At 62.2% G+C, this 19,979-nt stretch carries 20 protein-coding genes; 11 read left to right on the top strand and 9 right to left on the bottom strand.

From position 1 onward, the window contains the following. Positions 1–75: 75 nt before the first annotated feature. The 3 genes from P3G66_RS15025 (at position 76) to P3G66_RS15015 (ending at position 3,430) form a co-directional block, all read left to right on the top strand. Entirely contained in the window at positions 76–1,275 is a 1,200-nt protein-coding gene (locus P3G66_RS15025) for an acetyl-CoA C-acyltransferase (protein ID WP_064113693.1), read from the top strand. Next, a complete protein-coding gene (locus P3G66_RS15020; RefSeq protein ID WP_007730838.1) occupies positions 1,272–2,057 on the top strand; it encodes a RhlG family 3-oxoacyl-ACP reductase in 786 nt (261 codons plus the stop codon). The genes P3G66_RS15025 and P3G66_RS15020 overlap by 4 nt, the downstream gene beginning before the upstream one ends. A gap of 173 nt (positions 2,058–2,230) precedes the next feature. Beyond that, positions 2,231–3,430, top strand: coding sequence for a DUF4185 domain-containing protein (locus P3G66_RS15015; RefSeq protein WP_064113694.1), 1,200 nt, complete (start codon positions 2,231–2,233; stop codon positions 3,428–3,430). 6 nt (positions 3,431–3,436) lie between these two features. On the opposite strand, the gene P3G66_RS15010 is transcribed toward P3G66_RS15015, so the two are convergent. From P3G66_RS15010 to P3G66_RS14985, 6 genes are all read right to left on the bottom strand, one after another. Next, entirely contained in the window at positions 3,437–5,476 is a 2,040-nt protein-coding gene (locus P3G66_RS15010) for a YhgE/Pip domain-containing protein (protein WP_204855305.1), read from the bottom strand. A gap of 133 nt (positions 5,477–5,609) precedes the next feature. Continuing rightward, positions 5,610–6,206 carry an SRPBCC domain-containing protein gene (locus P3G66_RS15005; RefSeq protein WP_047269425.1) on the bottom strand — a complete coding sequence of 199 codons (597 nt, stop codon included), beginning with the start codon at positions 6,204–6,206 and terminating at the stop codon, positions 5,610–5,612. Then, positions 6,203–6,580, bottom strand: a complete 378-nt coding sequence (locus P3G66_RS15000) for a metalloregulator ArsR/SmtB family transcription factor (RefSeq protein WP_003942971.1) — start codon at positions 6,578–6,580, stop codon at positions 6,203–6,205. The genes P3G66_RS15005 and P3G66_RS15000 overlap by 4 nt, the downstream gene beginning before the upstream one ends. A 61-nt stretch (positions 6,581–6,641) precedes the next feature. Then, entirely contained in the window at positions 6,642–7,325 is a 684-nt protein-coding gene (locus P3G66_RS14995; protein ID WP_003942830.1) for a GntR family transcriptional regulator, read from the bottom strand. Between the two features lie 36 nt (positions 7,326–7,361). Continuing rightward, positions 7,362–8,138 carry an amino acid racemase gene (locus P3G66_RS14990; RefSeq protein WP_235808427.1) on the bottom strand — a complete coding sequence of 259 codons (777 nt, stop codon included), beginning with the start codon at positions 8,136–8,138 and terminating at the stop codon, positions 7,362–7,364. A 129-nt stretch (positions 8,139–8,267) separates the two neighbouring features. Continuing rightward, a complete protein-coding gene (locus P3G66_RS14985) occupies positions 8,268–8,771 on the bottom strand; it encodes a PASTA domain-containing protein (RefSeq protein WP_054827219.1) in 504 nt (167 codons plus the stop codon). A 209-nt stretch (positions 8,772–8,980) separates the two neighbouring features. On the opposite strand from P3G66_RS14985, the gene P3G66_RS14980 reads away from it, so the two are divergent. From P3G66_RS14980 to P3G66_RS14960, 5 genes are all read left to right on the top strand, one after another. Beyond that, positions 8,981–9,607, top strand: a complete 627-nt coding sequence (locus P3G66_RS14980) for a type 1 glutamine amidotransferase (protein ID WP_276116784.1) — start codon at positions 8,981–8,983, stop codon at positions 9,605–9,607. Between the two features lie 122 nt (positions 9,608–9,729). Beyond that, positions 9,730–10,899, top strand: coding sequence for a DUF4185 domain-containing protein (locus P3G66_RS14975; protein ID WP_276116783.1), 1,170 nt, complete (start codon positions 9,730–9,732; stop codon positions 10,897–10,899). A 22-nt stretch (positions 10,900–10,921) separates the two neighbouring features. After that, positions 10,922–12,184: a LuxR C-terminal-related transcriptional regulator gene (locus P3G66_RS14970; protein ID WP_276116782.1), complete on the top strand. Its 1,263-nt coding sequence runs from the start codon at positions 10,922–10,924 to the stop codon at positions 12,182–12,184. A 148-nt stretch (positions 12,185–12,332) separates the two neighbouring features. Continuing rightward, on the top strand, positions 12,333–13,421 hold the full coding sequence (locus P3G66_RS14965) for an S-(hydroxymethyl)mycothiol dehydrogenase (RefSeq protein WP_007730860.1): 1,089 nt from the start codon (positions 12,333–12,335) through the stop codon (positions 13,419–13,421). Then, the gene (locus P3G66_RS14960; RefSeq protein ID WP_007730862.1) at positions 13,418–14,044 is read left to right on the top strand and encodes an MBL fold metallo-hydrolase; all 627 of its coding nucleotides are present in this window, start codon (positions 13,418–13,420) and stop codon (positions 14,042–14,044) included. The genes P3G66_RS14965 and P3G66_RS14960 overlap by 4 nt, the downstream gene beginning before the upstream one ends. A gap of 49 nt (positions 14,045–14,093) precedes the next feature. Here P3G66_RS14960 and P3G66_RS14955 read toward each other — a convergent pair whose 3' ends face one another. Beyond that, complete coding sequence (locus tag P3G66_RS14955) at positions 14,094–15,068, bottom strand: phosphotransferase (RefSeq protein ID WP_211921656.1); 975 nt, start codon at positions 15,066–15,068, stop codon at positions 14,094–14,096. 82 nt (positions 15,069–15,150) lie between these two features. Next, positions 15,151–15,642, bottom strand: a complete 492-nt coding sequence (locus P3G66_RS14950) for an Lrp/AsnC family transcriptional regulator (protein WP_276116780.1) — start codon at positions 15,640–15,642, stop codon at positions 15,151–15,153. 137 nt (positions 15,643–15,779) lie between these two features. Between P3G66_RS14950 and kynB the strand changes: the two genes are divergently transcribed. The 3 genes from kynB to P3G66_RS14935 are packed head-to-tail and all read left to right on the top strand — an operon-like array spanning position 15,780 to position 19,262. Then, positions 15,780–16,511 (top strand): arylformamidase, encoded by a 732-nt coding sequence (gene kynB, locus P3G66_RS14945; protein ID WP_051649548.1) that lies wholly within the window; start codon positions 15,780–15,782, stop codon positions 16,509–16,511. Then, the gene (gene kynU, locus P3G66_RS14940; protein ID WP_276116779.1) at positions 16,508–17,773 is read left to right on the top strand and encodes a kynureninase; all 1,266 of its coding nucleotides are present in this window, start codon (positions 16,508–16,510) and stop codon (positions 17,771–17,773) included. Before kynB ends, kynU begins: the two co-directional genes overlap by 4 nt. Before the next feature lie 55 nt (positions 17,774–17,828). After that, entirely contained in the window at positions 17,829–19,262 is a 1,434-nt protein-coding gene (locus P3G66_RS14935; RefSeq protein WP_007730871.1) for an amino acid permease, read from the top strand. Positions 19,263–19,275: 13 nt separating this feature from the next. On the opposite strand, the gene P3G66_RS14930 is transcribed toward P3G66_RS14935, so the two are convergent. Next, on the bottom strand, positions 19,276–19,962 hold the full coding sequence (locus tag P3G66_RS14930; RefSeq protein ID WP_047269430.1) for a dienelactone hydrolase family protein: 687 nt from the start codon (positions 19,960–19,962) through the stop codon (positions 19,276–19,278). Positions 19,963–19,979: the final 17 nt, after the last annotated feature.

Genomic DNA, 19,979 nt, shown 5'->3' with positions numbered 1-19,979 from the left:
TGCTGTGCGCCTTTATTAACCCCCGGCGGTTAATAAAGGCGCACAGCACTTCGTGTTCGACGAAAGGTTTCCCCGATGAGGCAAGCTGTCATCGTTTCCACCGCCCGTACCCCGATCGGTAAGGCGCACCGCGGCGCGTTCAACAACACTCAGGCTCAAGAGCTTGCTGCACATGCCATTTCGAATGCAGTTCAGCGCGCGGGCCTCGAGGGCGGCGAGGTCGAGGACGTCATCCTCGGCGCTGCGCTGCAGCAGGGATCTTCCGGCGGCAACGTCGCACGGCAAGCGGTGCTGCGGGCCGGGCTTCCGGATTCGGTTTCCGGAATGACGATCGACCGTCAGTGCTCGTCCGGTCTCATGGCCATCGCGACCGCAGCCAAGCAGATCGTGGACGACGGAATGCAGATCGCGGTCGGCGGCGGAGTCGAATCGATCTCGTTGGTCCAGAACGATCACATGAACAACTTCCGCGCGGCTGATCCGTGGCTGAAGGAAAACAAGCCGTCGATCTACATGCCGATGCTGCACACGGCCGAGATCGTCGCCGAGCGCTACGGAGTCACCCGCGAGCAGCAGGACGAGTTCGCGCTCGTCTCCCAGCAGCGGACCGCAGCGGCCCAGGACGCAGGTCGGTTCGATCTCGAGATCGTCCCGCTGCCCTCGATCAAGCAGGTGCAGGACAAGGAGACGGGTGAGATCCGCAGCGAGTCCGTGACGCTGACCCGCGACGAAGGCAACCGCGCTTCCACCACGTTGGAAGGGCTGTCGAGTCTGCGACCGGTTCTGGCCGACGGGACTGTCAGTGCTCATTCGTCCATCACTGCGGGCAACTCGTCTCAGCTCTCCGACGGCGCTTCGGCGTCGGTGCTGATGGAGGCAGGCGAGGCGCAACGCCGCGGGTTGGCTCCTCTCGGTATCTACCGTGGCATGGCTGTCGCGGGTTGCGCTCCCGACGAGATGGGCATCGGACCGGTGTTCGCGATTCCGCGTCTGCTGGATCTTCACGGCCTGAAGGTCGACGACATCGATCTCTGGGAACTCAACGAGGCCTTCGCCTCTCAGGCCCTGTACTGCCGCGACAAGCTCGGGATCGATCCCGAGAAGTACAACGTCGACGGCGGCGGTATCTCTGTCGGCCATCCGTACGGAATGACGGGCGCTCGTCTGGTCGGCCATGCTCTTCTTGAAGGAAAACGGCGCGGAGCCAAGCTCGTGGTGGTGACCATGTGCATCGGCGGCGGTATGGGCGCTGCCGGGCTTTTCGAGGTCGCATGAGCTTGATCGAGGGACTGTTCGACGTCAGTGGCAAGACCGTTGTGGTCACCGGTGGATCACGCGGCATCGGATACATGATCGCTCGCGGGTTTGTCGAAGGCGGAGCGACGGTCGTCATTTCGGCCCGAAAGGCCGAAGCCTGTGACGAAGCCGCGCGAGAGCTTTCGGAGTTCGGCACCTGCATTTCGCATCCGGCCGATCTGTCCACGGACGAGGGGGTCGAGAGCCTCGCTGCGAAGGTCGCCGAGATTTCGCCGACGCTCGACGTACTGGTCAACAACGCCGGTGCCACGTGGGGAGCTCCCGTCGACGATTTTCCGGCCGCAGGCTTCGACAAGATTTTCGACATCAATGTCAAGGCAATCTTCCTCCTGACGCAGAAGCTGTTGCCGCAGTTGCGGTCTGCAGCCACGGCGGAAGATCCCGCGCGCGTGATCAATATCGGATCGATCGACGGACTCGTGGTGTCGGGTTCGGAGAACTTCTCGTACGGAGCCAGTAAGGCTGCGGTGCACATGTTGACGCGCAAGCTCGCGGCAACGCTTGCGGGGGAACAGATCACGGTCAATGCCATTGCGCCGGGCCCGTTCCCGTCGAAGATGATGGCATTCCTCCTCGAGGACGAACAGAGTGCAAAGGCTGTGGCGGACTCGGTCCCGTTGGGCCGGGTCGGAACTCCCCAGGATGCCGCAGGTCTTGCCATCTTCCTGGCTTCACGTGCCGGGGCTTATCTGACCGGCGCGGTGATTCCACTCGACGGCGGTGCGAGCGGAGCGCGCTGACCTACTGACTGATCTTCTCTGTCCGAAAAGGCCTGAAAGTCTGAACTACTATGACTTTCAGGCCTTTTCGCGTCTTTGTCTGATTGGGTTATCTGTGACTGCAGTTGCTAGATTGTCCGAGGTTCGGGGGGAACGACGACGACAACACCAACAATCCCGGCCATGGGGGAGTCATGTTTCGCGCGGGGAGATCGTTGGGGGTGTTCGGGGTAGTTGCTGCTCTGGCAGCTGCTGCCGTCACGGCGGTGGCTTCGCCGGCGATGGCTGCGCCGGGCTGCGTCGGAGTCAGTGGCGTCGGTAGTAGCGGTGGTCCGGCCAATGCGGCGCCGTGGCTCAACGGCAACACCGGAGGGTTGCCAGGTCTATCCGGTCGTACTACCGCGATCGAAAAGGTCACCGGCACATACAGTCCCAACAAGACAGTTGATCGCTTCAATGTCCTGGGTACCGACCTGGGCATCATGTGGGACAACGGTGCGGGGCAGATTCTGACCGCTTTCGGCGATACCACCGGGCTCAGTCGTAACCCCGGCTGCGACGGTTTGGTGGGCGAGTGGCGAAGCAATGTACTCTTCCGCAGCTCGGATCGGGTACTGGCCGACGGTATGCGCATCGACAGTGCGCCGATGGACGGCACAGCTCAGGCGCGTGAGATCATTTCCGGTCTGAAGATTCCGGGTGTCGAGGCCTCCAGCATCCCCACGAGCGGCATCGCAGTGAACGGTGTGCAGTATCTGAGCTACATGTCGGTGCGTAACTGGGGCGAGGCCGGGCAGTGGAGCACGAACTACTCGCAGATTGCCACCTCCTCGGACAACGGCGAAACGTGGACCACTCGTCCGGAAACTCTGCGCCCCAACATCGGTGGGGTTCTTCCCGCGGGTGTCGCCCCCGTCGCCGGTAGCGAGAACTTCCAGATGAGCTCGATGGTGAAGGACGGCGGGTTCGTCTACAACTACGGAACCCCCGCGGGACGATCCGGCGAGGTTCGACTTTCTCGCGTGCCCGAGGGGGCGATCCTCGATCTTTCCGCCTACGAGTACTGGAACGGAAACGGCTGGATCCTTGCCGATCCCGCTGCGGCCGTACCCGTCATGGACGGCCGCATCGGGGAGGTCTCCGTTCAGTACAACGAGTTCCTCGGCAAGTTCGTGGCGATGTACGCCGACGCGTTCAGTTCGATCGTGATGCGAACCGCTCCCAGTCCGGTCGGTCCGTGGACGGCACCGGAAACATTGGTCAATCTGGTCGAGGTTCCCGGTATCTACGCCGCATACATCCACCCGTGGTCGAGCGGTTCGGATCTGTACTTCCTTGCCACCACGTGGGCCGACTACAACGTCATGTTGATGCGTACGACGCTCGTTCGCTGATCCGACTCACGCTTGCGTTTGCTGGAGGTACACGATCTCCTCGGTGATCGGCGCGTCGTCATCGGCTTCGGTCGGCGGTTCTTGTCGGCGGCGCCACCAGATGGTGAATAGGACGGCTCCGATCACCAAGGCAGCCAGAGCGATTACCGCCACCCAGAATTTCGGGCCGTAGTATCCGACAAGGACCATGCGCATGGCGTTGCGCGCCCACGTGAGTGGCATCAGGGCGTGCAGCCACTGCAGAACCGTCGGCATCTGTTCGATGGGGTACACCGCGCCGAAGGCGAAGATCTGAATCATCAAGGCGCCCAAAGCGATGAAGGTTCCGTTGACGGCACCGAACACAACGGTGAAGAGCCTGCCCGAGCTGACCGCGGCGGCACCCACCAGGATCATCACTGCGATCATCGCCAGGACACTAGGTGGTTCGACGTTTGCCACGGTCAGTGACACCACCGACAACACGAGCGCCGCGACCAAGGTGACCAGGGCGGGAATGCGGTAGCGGCGCAGCCCCTCACGTACCACGCTGGTGTGCGAGTTCAGTGAACGTCCGCGTCGTGGGCGGACGACGAACCACGTGAGAATTCCGCACAGGAACAGTGCCACCGAGATCACGGCAGGTACGGCTCCCGGCCCGAAACCGGCTGCGGGATAGTTGTTCCGCGCGTCGACGGCAACCGGGGAGGAGAGGAGATTGGCCGTGGTGGCGCGCTCGTCGTCCGTGAACTGCGGTACCTGGGCGGCACCGTCGGACAAACCGGTGGCGAGTTCCGCGCTGCCCGCGTCGAGCTCGCCGACGCCGGCCGATAGCTGCCCGAGACCGTCACGGAGCGCAATACTTCCAGTGTCCAACTGCCCCAGCCCGGTGGAGAGTTCCTGTGCACCGGTAGCGAGTTGGCCTGCGCCGTCGGACAGTTGGCCCAGGCCGGTGTTGAGTTCACCTGCACCGGCCGCGGCGGCAAGGAGCCCACCACGGTAGTCGCTGCTCGGATCAGTGAGCTGCCGGGAGATTTCCCGCGCGCCGTCGCGAAGCTGGCCGAGCTGACCGATCACGTCGTCGTCCGACGGTTGTGCAGTCAGGGAAGCCCGCAGTCCAGCCAGGGCTTCGACGAGTCCGGCGGAGACCGGATCGGCCGAGTTTCGAAGCATCGACGTGAGGGCGTCGATCTGACCGACGACGGCGTCCGAGGACCCCGCGAGGTCGAGTACCGGGGTGGTGACCATGTCGACCACTTCGCTGATCTGTCGGGCGCCTGCGCCGAGTTCGTCGGTGCCCCCGACCAACTGGTTGAGTCCGCTGCTCAGCTCGCCCGAGCCTGCAGCAGCTTCGCCAGCTCCGGCAGCCAGCTCGCCGGCTCCGGCGGCCAGCTCCTTGCCGCCCTGATTTGCTTCGCCCATGCCGGTGGCGAGTTCCTTGCTTCCAGCGTAGAGCTCGTTGGTTCCGGCAAGCGCTTCGGAGGATCCGTCGGACAGCTGTTGCGCTCCTGCTGCTGCTTCACCGAATCCTGTTCCGAGTTCACCCAACCCGACCAGCACCTGGTCGATGGACTGCTCGCCGATCGACTCGGAGACCGCCGAGCGCACCTGAGCGATGATGCTTTCACCGACCGGGCCGGCGACCAGACTGTTGTAGTCGTTGTACAAGACGTCGAGTTCGGCCTTGCGGCCCGAACCCGATGCGGCACTGGCCACATCCGCGCTGAAAGTTTTCGGAATGACGACCGAGAAGTAATAGGTGCCGTCGTTGACGCCGTCGGCGGCTTCCTGTTCCGAGACGATCTTCCATGCAACGTCTCCGCTCTCGACGAGCGCGGCAACAACTTCATCGCCGGCTTGCAGACGTGTTCCGTCGAGTTCTGTGCCCGCATCGGCGTTGACGATGGCGACGGGCAAGCGGTTGACCGTGTCGCCCGGATCCCACAGTGCCCACATGTAGAACGCCGCAATCGACAGCGGTGCGATGACGAGGACAGCGAGAACTGTCCGGATGATGTGCGTGCGTCGCGTCGTGGCCGCGTTGTCGACTACGGGTTGTGGCGCCATGTGGAGCTCTCTTCTCGTGGACCGAAGCAGGTGTGGCACGAAAGGAAGCCACCAAAACTGCTGGACATACGTCCAGCTCGGTCACGATACAAAGCTAACGGCCATCCTGTGACCGTTTTCGAAGAATTGGGCGTTATCGGCCGCCGTGCTCTGCCTCGATCTTTGCCCACTCCCACCCTCGGAAGTTGGCCAGACGAAGCTCCTCTGCTTCGTCGAAGGTGTACCACTCGGTGCTCGGCGCATCAGGGAGAGTGCCGCGCAAGTATTCGCCCAGGTAGTGAAGTGGGCCTTCCCAGCCGGTTCCGACGCCGTAGCAGCCGGTGTCCGGGTCGTTGCGGAAGACATCGGCGACGGAGGCGTGCTCCAACTCGAGCCAGGTGGCGTCGGGGCCGTCGGCAGTCAGCCGGATCTCGACCTGATCGCTGTATCCGCGATCGCCGGGCGGTGTCCACTGCAGTCGCAGCAGGTGTGGGGCGTCGCAGGCCAGGATCTCGCCACTCGCCTGGCCTTCGAAGGCGTACGAGCCGCCCACCTGGAAGTCTCCGCTCACCGGAAGGAAGAAACGGTTGATGCGGTCAGGGGTCGTGATGGCATCCCAGACGTCGTCGACCGACGCGTTGTAGCGGCGCTTGAGTACGGCAGTTCGAGCCGAACCTTCTGCGATGTCGCGGTTACCCATGCTCCGCTCCACCGCGGTGAGGCTGGTGTCCTGGTTCGCGATCTCGGTCATTGTGAGTCTCCTTCGTCGGAAGAATTCGATTGTGAAGATCTGCTCCGCTTCGAGCCGCGTCGTTTCCCGCGTGCGAGTTCTGTGGCCAATGCGTCGAGAGGGCCGCTCCAGAACTGCCGGAATCCGTCGAGCCATTGGTCCACTTCTTGCAATGGCGCGGGCTCGACGGCATAGAGACGCCTGGTGCCTTCGCTGCGGACGGTGGCGAATCCGTTTTCTCGGAGTACTCGCAGGTGTCCGGACGCGGTCGGTTGCGAGATTCCGAACTCCGCTGCCACGACTTCGGCGATCTGACCCGCCGAGCGCTCGCCGCCGGACAGGAGTTCCATGATTCGTCGCCGCACTGGGTCTCCGAGAACGTCGAATGCATGCACCAGTCATTTATATCGGCAATGACCAATATAGGCAAGCGCCGAAACTTGTACCCGGACTCGGTCAGTCCGAGAGCGCGAACTCGTCGGCGTCGAAAAGTTCGCCGATCAGCCCGCCGAGATGGCGTCGATGTTCGGCTGACAGCGTCGCTGCCGCCTCGGCATCGTGGTCTGCGCACAGCTTGATCAGTCTGTTGTGATGATCGACGGAGTCCTGGCTCCCGAGGAGGCTCGAGAACTTGCGGTAGTAGATGCGGTGAATTTGTGGGTGAACCTGGTGAATCAGCTTCTTCAACAGCGGATTCGCCGCAGCATCGATGATGACGCTGTGTAGGCGATCGTCAGCGGTCAGGGCTCGGCCTATGTCGTTTCGCTTGACGGCGGCAGCGAAGTCCTTGTTGGCCGAACGCATCGCCCCGATCATCTCGTCGGTGAGATTCGGTACAGCGGTGACGACGGCCAGTTGGTCGAGAGCTTCGATGACTGCGAGTGTTGCCTCGACGTCGCCGCGGTCGAGGGTGGTGATGCGTGTGTACGCACCGGGTTTCGCTTCCACGAGTCCGGTGTCGACCAGCCTTGCGAGCGCTTCGCGGACCGGAGTTCTGCTCAAGCCCAGATACTCGGCGAGTTCGCTGTCCTTGATCTTCGAGCCCGGCGCCAGTTCACCCGTGACGATCGCTTCGCGAATGCGTTCGAGAGCGATGTCGCTCATTCGTGCTCGCTCAACCGGTTTACCGCCACGCAACATACTGGATATCGTACTCTGCAGCCTCCCTGCTGCAGGTCAGCCCGAAACGACCATCGAAGGGTGTCTCCGGGCATCTGCAACCCGCCGGAGCAGAGCGCGGGCGAGAATTGTTGCCGGATCGATGATCTGACAGGTTGTGGCGTCGGCGGGCAGTCCGAGCGGAATCTCGGTGCATCCGGCCACGACGACCTGCGCGCCCGATTCGACGAGAAGATCAGCGGCCCTGACGAGCTTGTCGGTGGTCTCGTCTCCGACGTTGCCGCTCTTGATTGCTCGGATCGCCGGCATCACCAGTTCGTCCTGGATCGCAGGTCCGGGCACCAGGACGTCAATCGAGTATTCCGACAGCCATTGTTGATACAACCCGGTGCGGACCGTCCCCGTGGTGGCCAATAGTCCGACGGATGTGACGGCGGGTGAGAGCGTCCGGATGTGCCGAGCGACTTCGTCGATCATGTGGACGACGGGAAGTCCCAGTTGGGACGAGATGGCGGGCAGGAAGGCGTGGGCGGTATTGCATGGGATGGCGAGCGTCGTCGCGCCCGACTCTCGGAGAACGCGCGCACCGCGGATCAGCCAGGGGGTGGGGTCAGGGCCGTTCTCGGTGAGTGCCAATGTCCGGTCGGGAACGGTGGGATCGGCCCAGATGACAACTTTGGGGTGCTCCTGATCCGTCGAACCTGGTGTCAGCGCAACGAGTTTGGAGTAGAAGTCGGCAGTAGCGGCGGGCCCCATGCCTCCGAGTATTCCGATGACGGGGTCGCTCATGGCCGCCGGAGAGTTGACGCTCTGCCGTATTCGTTGCACCTTCATATTGCAATCCAACCTTTCGCATCCAATATATTGGATACTCGTAATGTTGACTACAGTGAAGGAGATCGGAGGTGGTTGTCAAGTAAGGCGCAGCGTTCCCGGAATTGCGAAGTTCGAAAACTCAGTCGATCAGCAAGGGTTCGGTTCGCCGATCTTCACGGCCGAGAGCACGGCTTCGATTTCCCCGAAAGGACTTCCGGCAGAGGGTGTCTGATCGACGACAATCCAGTTGGAATCGACCAGTTGGCGTCGACCCGCGCCGGTTGCGTCAGCACTTCTGGAGAAGAAGACTCCGGCCGACTGAATGGTGTCCTGCGCGTCTTGAAGATTCATGCACACGACGTTGGGCATGATCGCGGGAGCTGCAGCGGGCGTCACTTCCGCGGCGACTGGGGTCGTGGCCAGTGGAGAATTCGTCGTACCGATCACCGAGGTGGTCAATGGAGCCCGAGTCGTCGTGGGTTGAGTTGTCGAGGTTGCAGTGGTGGTCGCGGTGGATGTTGATTCGGCCTCGCTGTCGGTGCTTGTTCCTGAGCACGCGGCAAGTGACGCCAAGGCGAATGCGCTGAGTCCGATGCGAACGGCAGTTGAGGGCGGGCGAATCGATGTCGAAAAGAGGTGTGGTGCGCGCACAGACGTTCCTTGTCGGTAAAGGGGCGATGAAAGCGGAGATTCGAGCGCAGAGCACATCCGACGCCGTCGATGTGCCTTATGTCGAATAGAACCATAGGCTTTCGGCACCGGATTCGAGAGGAATTGCCTACATGCATTTTCTGGAACTACGACACGCGCAGTGTGAACCCCCAGCGGCGTATTCGCCTGTCCTGGAGAGCTACGGAGACGTGCAGACTGTTCTTCTGGGCACCGACCCGCTTCCAGCACATCGACGGTTCGACGCCGTGATCGTGATGGGCGGGCCGATGGGCGTCGGCGATCAGGGCGAGGTCGAGTGGTTGGCATCCGAGATCGAATACATTCGCGATCTGGTCGAGAGCGACGTCCCGGTGTGGGGAGTGTGTCTGGGTTCGCAGTTGCTCGCCGCAGCGCTGGGTGCTCGCGTCTACACGGGAGCGGTACCCGAAGTCGGAGTTGAGGAGATCACCTTGACTGTCGAGGGCCGGCAAGATCCCGTGTGGGGAGATCTGCCCTCCGCATTTCCTGCAATGCAATGGCATTCGGATACCTTCGACATACCGAACGGCGCGGTGAGGCTCGCTGGTTCAGCCAAGTATCCGAATCAACTCTTCCGATACAAGCAGAGTTACGCCGTTCAGTTTCACCTCGAAGCGTCCTCCGCGGTGGCGCGCGAGTGGATGGAACTGGCCGAGTACCGCGATTCGCTGCATGCTTCGTTGGGAGTGGACGGTCCGCGCATCTTCATGGATCAGTTGGGTGCAGCCGAGTCGCAGGGGCTCGAGATTGCCGCAGCCGTGATGGAGAAATGGTTGAAATCCATCTCCACCGAATAAGCCAGTTTTGTCCTGATTGACCGATTTACCTGTTACCTTGTGTTCTCGTGGGTGGATGAACCGATCCGGTCGAGCAACACACCTCGTAGAGTCCGGATCTCCCCCCCCGCGAAAGGGGAGCGATGCGCCGGATGCGGAAGATATCGACAGCAGCAGTGACGTGTGTACTCGCGTCGACCGCGGTCTTGGGGGCGACCCAGGCCAATGCATCCCCGTGGGATTGCAATGTCACCGGGAGCTTGGATCAATCAGGTGGGCCGACCAATCCGATTCCCTGGCTCAACGGCACGGATGGCAAACTGCCGGAATTGCAAGGCAGCACCTCGGCGGTCGAGTACATCACGGGCGCGCTCAGCCCCAACCAAACCGTCGAGCGGTTCAACGTTCTCGGCACGGATCTCGGCATCATGTGGGACAACGGCGCAGGTCAGGTCCTGACAGCTTTCGGTGACACCGTCGGTATCGGATCTGATCCTCTGTGCTCCGGGGTGGTCGGCGACTGGCGCAGCAACGTCCTGTTCCGTAGCTCCGACGGAAATCTGTCCGACGGCATGAACATCGACTCCTCACCGACCGACCGACCGAATCACTCGCGCGAGATCATCGGAAGTCTGAAAGTCACCGGCGTCGAAACCAGCAGCATTCCGACGACGGGTATCTCGGTGGGTGGCGTTCAATACGTCAATTACATGTCGATCCGCTCGTGGGGAGGGTCGGGCGAGTGGGTCACCAACTTCTCGCAGATCGCGTCCTCACACGATAACGGTGAGACCTGGCAGGTCGAACCGGCCTCGTCCCGGCCCAATCTGCCGTTGACGGGTAACGACAACTTCCAGATGGGTTCCTTCGTCAAAGACGGTGGTTACGTCTACAACTTCGGTACCCCCGCGGGACGTTTCGGCGAGGGGCGCCTTTCGCGGGTCAAGGAAGCCTCCATCGCGGACGTCGCGGCGTACGAATACTGGGACGGAAAGGCATGGGTCCCCAACAATCCCGCTGCCGCGGCGGTAGTTCTCGACGGGGATGTCAGCGAACTGTCGGTGCAGTACAACAACTATCTCGGCAAGTTCGTCGCGATGTACTCCAACGAGTGGGGAGCGCTGGTGCTGCGGACGGCGTCGGACCTGACCGGTCCGTGGAGTGCACCCGACGTAGTGATCGGCACCGACGAGGTTCCGGGCCTCTACGGCGCGTACATGCACCCCTGGTCGCAGGGGCAGGACCTCTACTTTCTCGCCACCACGTGGTCCGACTACAACGTGATGCTCATGAAGACCACGCTGCACCAGTGAACCGGATGGTTATCGTTGAACGGTGAGCACCACCGACAATGCGCTACTGATCACCGCCCTTCGAGACGTGTTGGTGGGACCACTACCCGAAATCGGCCGACGATTTTCGACGCTGATCGCGGACATGGCGCCGCACACCTCTCTGGTGATCTTCACCCGTGAATGCACCGGTAGGCCGCGCAAGGTTGCCGGGGATCCAGCTGTCGTCGATCGTGTGACCATCGCCGAACTCGACCGTATCCGTACGGATCTCACTGTCGGACAGATATTTCGGGGAAAATGCGCTATCGCCGGCCGAGACCGTGAAGTGCTCGCGATGCTCGATCGAACAGACACCCTACTCATGCTGACGCCGCACCCCGGACCGGTGAAGGCGGCATCCCTCGAATTGATCCAGGCACTGTTCGCGGTGACTGCAACCGGAATTCAGCTCCAGGTGCGGAACGCGAGTCCGGCATATCTCGCCGAGTCGCGGGCAGCGTCGTCCGAGCGTGCACGCACCGTGGCAGAGATGACGGAGGTGCATGCGGCCACCCTCGAGACGATGCTGGCGACGCTGCGCTCGGCGGATCTCGACGACACGCGTGCTCGAACCTCGGCCAGGGAGACTGCGGCTTCGGCCCTGATCGGCCTGCGTTCGGCCGTCGACGTGCACCGCGAGTTGGCCGAGGAGTCGACCACCACCGCTTTTGCGCGGATGCGTGGGGAATTGCGTTCGCTGCTCAAGCATCGGGAAATCGCGTTGGAGTTGGTGGAGCCACCCGTCGACGGGCGTGGGTTACCCGGTGAAGTGGCGCACGGCGCCCGCGCGGTCGTCCGCGGCGCGGTCTTGGCCTTGACGGATCAGCAGACGCTCTCGCGAATCCGGGTGGCCTGGACCCTCGACGCGGCTTCGCTCTCGATCGACATCCGCGACGACGGTGGTGGTGAAGCCGACGTGATCGACGTGGAACGCCAATTACGTTCGAGGGTAGAGACTTTGGGTGGAACCGTCGAATCCGAGTCGACGCCCGGGTGGGGGAACCGGATCAGCGCAACCATCCCGCTCGACGCGCCCGTCGCCCTACCGAACCGCGACGTCCTGACGGAACTGGCTCCGCGGGAGTTCGAGGTACTCGAGCATCTGGTGGCCGGACGGCGCAACAAGGCAATCTCGGAGCGACTCGGCGTCAGTGAGAGCACAGTCAAGTTTCATGTTGCCGGGGTCCTGCGAAAATTGGGCGTCGAGAGTCGGGGTGCGGCGGCCGCCGCGGGCGCGGAGGCCGGCGTGAAGCCTGCACCCTAGTCCTTTCGGCCAGGTCGGTCAGTCAGTTCGACCAGGGTTGCGGGCACCTGCTCCGGGCTAACCTTTCAACGAGTGCACATATCGCAATGCGAAAACACGGCGCCATGTGACGACACGTCCTCAATCGCACGAAGCCAGGAGCAAAGCCATGCCACAGCAGGTACGCGGCGTCATCGCCCGATCCAAGGGTGCCCCCGTCGAAATCGTCCCCATCACGATTCCCGATCCCGGCGCCAACGAGGTAGTGGTCGCCATTGCAGCGTGCGGTGTGTGCCACACCGACCTGACCTACCGCGACGGCGGAATCAACGACGAGTACCCGTTCCTGCTCGGGCACGAGGCGTCGGGCATCGTCGAGAGCGTCGGCCCCGGTGTCACTCACGTCGAGGTGGGCGACTTCGTCGTGCTCAACTGGCGTGCAGTATGCGGGCAGTGTCGTGCGTGTAAGCGTGGCCGCCCGCAGTACTGCTTCGACACGTTCAACGCCGAGCAGAAGATGACGCTCGAAGACGGCACCGAACTGACGCCGGCACTCGGCATCGGCGCATTCGCAGACAAGACGCTCGTTCACGAAGGCCAGTGCACCAAGGTCGACGCCTCGGCCGATCCGGCTGTCGTCGGACTGCTCGGTTGCGGCGTCATGGCCGGCATGGGTGCCGCGATGAACACCGGCAACGTCGGACGCGGTGATTCGGTGGCTGTGATCGGGTGTGGCGGCGTCGGCGACGCAGCGATCATGGGTTCACGCCTGGCCGGTGCCAATACCATCATCGCCATCGACCGGGATCCACGAAAGCTGGAGTGGGCCACGGAACTTGGTGCCACGCACACGATCAATGCCACCGAGGTCGACGACGTCGTCGAAGCAGTCCAGGAGCTGACCGGAGGTTTCGGTGCCGACGTGGTTGTCGACGCAGTCGGCCGTCCCGAGACCTGGAAGCAGGCGTTCTACGCCCGCGACCTCGCGGGAACCGTAGTGCTGGTGGGAGTTCCGACGCCGGACATGAAGCTGGAAATGCCGCTGGTGGACTTCTTCTCGCGCGGCGGAGCCCTCAAGTCGTCGTGGTACGGCGATTGCCTGCCCGAGCGTGACTTCCCCGTTCTGGTCGACCTGTACCAGCAGGGGCGTCTGCCGCTCGAGAAGTTCGTCAGCGAGCGCATCAAGCTCGACGAGGTCGAGAAGGCATTCGAGACGATGCACCGCGGCGAGGTTCTCCGTTCGGTGGTGGTCCTGTGACATTGCGAGTCGATCGCGTCGTCACCTCGGGCACGTTCAGCCTCGACGGCGGAACATGGGACGTCGACAACAACATCTGGCTGATCGGTGACGACAACGAAGTGGTGATCGTCGACGCAGCTCACACCGCGCAGCCGATCATCGACGCTGTCGGTGGACGCAAGGTGATCGGAATCGTCTGCACCCACGGCCACAACGACCACGTCACCGTTGCGCCGGAGCTGGCCGAGAAACTCGACGCTCCGATCTACCTGAACCCGGCCGACGATGTCCTCTGGGAGATGACTCACCCCGGGGTGAAGCATCTGAGCTTGGAAGATGATCAGCGTATTGCTGTGGCGGGCACGGATATTCTGGCCATCCACACCCCCGGTCATTCTCCGGGGTCGACGTGCCTCTACCTACCGGAGGCCGGCGAACTGTTCAGCGGCGACACCTTGTTCTCCGGTGGTCCCGGGGCAACCGGGCGGTCGTACTCCGACTTCCCGACCATCATCGGGTCCATTCGCGACAAGCTGTTCGCGCTCCCCGCCGAGACCAAGGTCCACACGGGGCACGGCGACGGCACCACGATCGGCACCGAGGCACCGCACCTCGAAGAATGGATCCGCGCCGGATCCTGACGTGATCAGAACGAAAGTGGGGACGCCGGTATCGGTGTCCCCACTTTCGTCACAACGCGGAGGCCCAACCGGCGGTGTCGTTCTCACCCGGGATTGCCATCAGGCCGTGCCACAGCTCGAGGATCTCAAACCATTCTGTCTCGGATCGGCTGAGGGGCCGGACGGATTCGTAGCCGGCGCGCAGGCTCTGCCGTACCGCGATCGGTGTCGGTCGCCAATCGGTGAACAGGGTGCCCAGATAGACGCTTGCCTTGGCCAGGTCGCTCACCCGGTGGTCGATCACCACGTCGTCGAAGTCGAGTACTCCGGTGGTTCGAGAGTTTCGAGTCAAGATGTTGGCTGCACGGAAGTCGTTGTGTACCAGTTGAGTTCGGTCATCGAGCTCGGACGCCCGCGCCAAGAGGTTCGTGAGCCTACGCGTTGCCTCAGGCGCGAACCCGCGGTCGAAATTCTCCAGCCAACCACCGATGCGCTCCTTCAACCCGGTGCTGCGCGACGAGAACACCGATCCGTCGACATGGGTGGCGCCGAGCGTTCGGTGTATTTCTGCCAGACATGCTCCTGCCGAACGGACCGCCGCGCGGTCCTGCACGTCCAACCAATCTCCCGCCAACTCCGGCAGTACGGTGAATGACACTGCGCACGAAGGCCCTTCCAGTGTTTTCCGGTCCAACAGTGTTTCCCGGTCCAATCCGTTCAGGGACGTGATTGGTGACGGAACGGGCATGCCCTGCGCGGCGAGTGCGCTCAGTAGGCGCGTCGACGCCTCCAGGTTCGCGAAGCGCTCTGTGGCGCGCGACCACTTCACCACCAGCCCACCGCGGTCGCTCGCAGCCCACACAATCGCGTTCTGGTCACTGATCGCCATTCGCGAGCATTCGAGGGCCGTCAATCCCCAAGTCTGCTCGAGTACCGCCGAGACCCAATGGGTGGCTGCGCCGAAGCTGTTGAATCCGAATCGCTGCTTCAATGCGGCTTCCGACTCCACCGACTCCCAGAGCATGGACAACCCGAGTGGCAACATGCCGTTCGACTCTAGTGGGGGAAGTTCGAATCGAGGTGTCGATCTCGGAAGCACCCGAAGACGCCTTGGCGACAGCTGCAGTTCAGCCGCCTTGACTCAGTTCGCTGAAGATCAGGTTGGTCTGGGTATTGGCGATGGTCGGATCGTTGAGGTGCGCGCTGACGAAATCGCGAAGCCGAGTGGGGGATTCACACGACACGTGCACCAGGAGATCACGGTCCCCACTCATCAGGAACACTCGCTGAACGGAATCCAATCCGCTCAGGTGCTCGGCAATTTCCGTCATCCGACTTCTGGCGTGGGAGTGAATCAGAATCGACACCATCGCCGAGATCTCGAGGCCGAGTAGCTCGAGGTCTATGTCTGCGTGAAACCCCTTGATGACGCCCGATTCGCGTAGAGCGCGCATCCGCGCCAGAGCGGTCGACGGCGCTATCCCGACCTTCTCGGCGAGTGCGTTGTTGGGGATGCGTGCATCCCGGACGAGTTCGCGGAGAATCGCCGTATCGACGTCGTCGAGCCGAACATGATTCGGCCGAGCTGCGGCAGCTGCCCGTTCGATCGCATTTATCATCCGATTTCTCCCTGCCGTCGCGAAAATATTCAGCATCTATTGACCGCGCCCGTCGATGATCCTAGCTTTTGCCAAACACATCGAATTATCAAACGGTCGAGATCTACACAGTCGACTGTTGCGACGAAGGGGTCTGGATGCTTCCGAGGATCGGCCGACACGCGGGCGACGGACACACGGGCGACTGGAGGGCGCGGTTGATCGACATCAGCCCGCCGATCTCCGAATCGACGCCCGTGTGGCCAGGCGATACCGCCTTCACCCGCGCTGTCACGTCCGACCTCGGCGGCAGTGACGCCGTCACCATCAACCGAATCACCACCACTCCGCATATCGGTGCTCACGCCGATGCGCCGGCGCACACTCGCATCGACGGCGCGACCATTGGTTCCGTTCCCCTCGAGCCCTATCTCGGCGAAGCACTGGTGGTCGACATGACGGGGGTCGACGGTGCCGCCTGCATCAGGCCCGTCGAAGAGACGGTGGAGCGACTCGGCGGACATCTGCCGCAGCGGCTGATTCTGAGGACGTACCCGAAGTACCCGCGCGAGTGGGACAACGACTTCGCCGGTGTATCTCCGGAGCTGACCCACTGGTTCGCCGACCGCGGTGGAGTTCTGATCGGAATCGACGGCGCCTCGTTCGATCCGATGGACAGCAAGACCATGGACGGGCACCACGCGGCAAGCGATCGTAGCGTCGCGATCCTCGAAGGACTTTGCCTCGACGACGTCGACGAAGGCTACTACGAGTTGATCGCACTGCCGCTGAAGTTCCTCGACCTCGATGCCAGCCCGGTACGGGCCGTGCTCCGGACTCTGCCTTCATCACCCTCAACGCCGACACATGCAGGAGAAGAATCGTCATGACATCGACAACCACACTTTCGTTGGAAGACTGCGTCAAGGCCGACGCAGTGGATCCCCTGAGGGAGTTCCGCCGCGAGTTCGCGATTCCGGAGGGCGTTCTCTACTTCGACGGAAACTCGCTCGGCGCGCGTCCCATTGCCGCGCAGGAATGCGCCGCGAGAGTGATCGGCGACGAGTGGGGCAACGGCTTGGTTCGCAGTTGGAACGAGGCTGGATGGTTCGACCTCCCGGTCCGCCTCGGTGACAAACTTGCCCCGTTGCTGGGAGCAGGTGAAGGCGAAGTGGTAGTAACGGATTCGACGTCGATCAACCTGTTCAAGGCATTGGCCTCCGCGCTGTCCATCGCGGCTGCACAGGATCCCAGCCGGAAGGTGATCGTCTCCGAGCGAGACAATTTCCCCACTGACCTCTACATTGCGGAGGGCATCATCTCGCTGCTCGATCAGGGATACGAACTACGCCTGATCGACCAACCGGGCGACGTCACCGAAGCAGTAGGACCGGACACCGCCGTAGTGATGTTGTCGCACGTCAACTACCGCACCGGAAACCTGTATGCGATGACGGAAGTCACTGCAGCAGTGCAGGAACGTGGCGCCCTCATAATCTGGGATCTCGCACACTCGGCCGGCGCCGTCACTGTCGATCTGAGCGGAGCCGACGCCGACTTCGCGGTCGGGTGTACGTACAAGTACCTCAACGGTGGTCCGGGTTCGCCTGCATTCATCTGGGTCAACCGTCGCCATCAGAACACCGGAATCCAGCCGCTGTCCGGGTGGTGGGGGCACGCGCGACCGTTCGCGATGGAGTCGGCCTACGAACCCGGCGCAGGAATACGGCGCTTTCTGAGTGGTACTCAGCCCATCACGTCGTTGTCTCTCGTCGAATGTGGTCTTGACGTCGCGCTCAAAGCTGACATGGCCGACATCCGCAGCAAGTCGCTCGCGCTGGCCGATCTCTTCATAGACCTCGTCGAGGAGCGTTGCGCTGCTTACGGTTTGGAGTTGATCACGCCGCGCGAGCACGAGCGTCGTGGCTCGCACGTGAGTTTTGTTCATCCCGAGGGCTATTCGATCATGAAGGCTCTCATCGCGCGGGGCGTCATCGGCGACTACCGCGAACCCGGAGTGCTGAGGTTCGGTATCACTCCGCTCTATCTCGGATACGCCGACGTGTGGAACGCCGTCGACGTGTTGCGAGACATCCTCGAGAACAAGTCCTGGGATCGCCCCGAATTCCGCGAGCGCGACGCAGTCACCTGATTCTTCTTCCAAGTTTCCGCGGACCGGGAGGTACCGCCTTTCGCAAGGAGCTTTCATGAGTGATTTCAAAAACATTCAGCAGCGAGAATCAGGTCTCAAACGCGAACTCGGCCCCAAGCAGATGAGCATGATCGCGCTCGGCGGTGCAATCGGCACCGGACTCTTCCTCGGCAGTAAGTTCGCCATCGGATTTGCCGGCCCGAGCGTCATCATCAGTTACGCGATCGGCGGGTTGATCGCCCTCCTGCTGATGGGTGCCCTCGCTGAAATGACTGTTGCACATGCGACATCAGGTTCGTTCGGTGCGTACGCAGAATTCTACGTCGGACCGTTGATCGGCTTCCTCGTTCGCTATCTCTACTGGTCATGCATCGTCCTCGCGGTCGGGACCGAGGTCACCGCGATCGGTGAATACATGCAGTTCTGGTTCGCCGACGTACCGTCGTGGCTGTGGATCGTGTTGTTCTCCGGAGTGCTGATCGGCGTGAACATGTTCAACGTCAAGGCCTTCGGAACGATGGAGTACTGGTTCTCGACGATCAAGGTCTTCGCGATCGTGGCGTTCATCGTGATGGCAGCGTACGTCGTGTTCGGTAGCGGAAACCCGGACTACGGATTTCACAATTACACGGCCGGTGGCGGATTCTTTCCGAATGGTTTGTCCGGCATGTGGTTTGCCGTGATCGTATCGATCTTCAGCTACTTGAGCATCGAGATGATCGCCATTGCGGCCGGTGAGGCGGAAAACCCCACGGTGGCGGTGAAGAAGGCATTCCGTGTGACGATCGTCCGACTGTTCGTCTTCTACATCGCAACGCTTGCCTTGATTCTGGCAATCGCTCCGATGGACAAGATATTGAGCGGCGGAAGCCCTTTCGTCACGGTGATGCAGGTCGTGAAGATTCCGGGCGCAGACAGCGTGCTGAACTTCGTGGTGATCATCGCCGCGCTGTCCGCGATGAACAGTCAGCTGTACGTGTCTTCGCGAATGATGTTCTCGCTCTCCCGTGCTGGTGACGCGCCGGCCATTCTCGGCAAGGTCAGGGCCAACGGCTCACCGGTCAATGCCTTGCTGCTGTCGACGTCGGGTATCGCCGTCGCAACAATCGTCTACGTTCTCTTTCCCGAGCAGGCATTCACCTTGATGATCTCGCTGTCGATGTTCGGGGCAATGGCGACGTGGCTGCTGATCTTCGTGACGCACTGGTTCTTTCGCAAGCGGATGGCAAGCGAAGGACGAACCCTCTCGTTCACGATTCCGTTCTTCCCGGTGGGGACGATACTGGGTGGTGTCCTCATGGTCGCGATCCTCGTCACGACATTGTGGGTCGAGGATTTCAAGATGACCTTGGTGTTCGGGGTGCCGTTTGTTCTTGCCGTGATCGGCATCTACTACTTCACCCGATCACGTCGGGCGCAGAGTCGAGCGGTAACGGCTGAACAGGTTCAGGACGAGATCACCGGCACGGTGGTCAAGCGGGTTCCCTGACTTACATTGGCAATCACAGGGTTTCGGCGAAGAACTCCATAGTGCGGGTCCAGGCGAGGGCAGCAGAATCCGGGGCGTAGTGGCTGGCCGAAGTGTCGTTGTTGAACGCGTGGCCGGCGTCGGCATAGCGGTACACCCGGGCGAGATCGGACGCGGTTGCGCGCAATTGCTCGACGCTCTCCGGCGGGATACTCGGATCGAGGTCGCCGTAGTGACCGAGCCACGGGACCTGCAGTTGCGCAGCGAGTTCGGTGCCTGCGGCAATCCCATCCCATCGGGCTTCTGCAACGCCGCCACCGTAGTACGTGACAGCGGAATCGACGAGGGGTACGGCGGCACACCACAGGGATGCGGTGCCGCCCATGCAGAATCCGAGGGAGCCGACTTTGTCTGCTCCCTCGGATCGGCTGTAGTCGACGGCGGCACGTACGTCGTGGCCGATGCTTGTGCTGTCGAGTGCCATGAGCGCATCCTTCGCGGACGGGAAGTCGGTGAAGGAGGTCTGTGCGCCGCGGTGGTAGAGATGCGGGGCGACGGCAAGGTAGCCGGCATCGGCGAGGCGTTCGAGGATGCTCTCGATGTGTTGGTTCACGCCCCACGCTTCTTGGAGAACTACTACCGCATGTCTCGGTTCACTCGGCGAATCCGGTCGGCTGACGGTCAGCGGTACATCACGTGTGGTCGTCGTGAAAGTTCCCATGTCCCGACTGTATGCGA

This window comes from Rhodococcus sp. C3V (genome assembly GCF_029269915.1).
GTDB classification, from domain to species: domain Bacteria; phylum Actinomycetota; class Actinomycetes; order Mycobacteriales; family Mycobacteriaceae; genus Rhodococcus_F; species Rhodococcus_F qingshengii.
Note: the sequence above shows the minus strand (reverse complement) of the source record. Positions and strands in the feature narration are given on the sequence as shown.

Coding starts and splice junctions, on each gene's coding strand:
- P3G66_RS15015 (WP_064113694.1), top strand. CDS start 2,231: ATGTTTCGCGCGGGGAGATCGTTGGGGGTGTTCGGGGTAGTTGCTGCT.
- P3G66_RS14990 (WP_235808427.1), bottom strand. CDS start 8,138: ATGAAGGTGCAACGAATACGGCAGAGCGTCAACTCTCCGGCGGCCATG.
- P3G66_RS14950 (WP_276116780.1), bottom strand. CDS start 15,642: ATGATAAATGCGATCGAACGGGCAGCTGCCGCAGCTCGGCCGAATCAT.
- kynU (WP_276116779.1), top strand. CDS start 16,508: ATGACATCGACAACCACACTTTCGTTGGAAGACTGCGTCAAGGCCGAC.
- P3G66_RS14995 (WP_003942830.1), bottom strand. CDS start 7,325: ATGTTGCGTGGCGGTAAACCGGTTGAGCGAGCACGAATGAGCGACATC.
- P3G66_RS14930 (WP_047269430.1), bottom strand. CDS start 19,962: ATGGGAACTTTCACGACGACCACACGTGATGTACCGCTGACCGTCAGC.
- P3G66_RS15025 (WP_064113693.1), top strand. CDS start 76: ATGAGGCAAGCTGTCATCGTTTCCACCGCCCGTACCCCGATCGGTAAG.
- P3G66_RS14965 (WP_007730860.1), top strand. CDS start 12,333: ATGCCACAGCAGGTACGCGGCGTCATCGCCCGATCCAAGGGTGCCCCC.
- P3G66_RS14935 (WP_007730871.1), top strand. CDS start 17,829: ATGAGTGATTTCAAAAACATTCAGCAGCGAGAATCAGGTCTCAAACGC.
- P3G66_RS14975 (WP_276116783.1), top strand. CDS start 9,730: ATGCGCCGGATGCGGAAGATATCGACAGCAGCAGTGACGTGTGTACTC.
- P3G66_RS15020 (WP_007730838.1), top strand. CDS start 1,272: ATGAGCTTGATCGAGGGACTGTTCGACGTCAGTGGCAAGACCGTTGTG.
- P3G66_RS15010 (WP_204855305.1), bottom strand. CDS start 5,476: ATGGCGCCACAACCCGTAGTCGACAACGCGGCCACGACGCGACGCACG.
- kynB (WP_051649548.1), top strand. CDS start 15,780: ATGCTTCCGAGGATCGGCCGACACGCGGGCGACGGACACACGGGCGAC.
- P3G66_RS14955 (WP_211921656.1), bottom strand. CDS start 15,068: ATGTTGCCACTCGGGTTGTCCATGCTCTGGGAGTCGGTGGAGTCGGAA.
- P3G66_RS15005 (WP_047269425.1), bottom strand. CDS start 6,206: ATGACCGAGATCGCGAACCAGGACACCAGCCTCACCGCGGTGGAGCGG.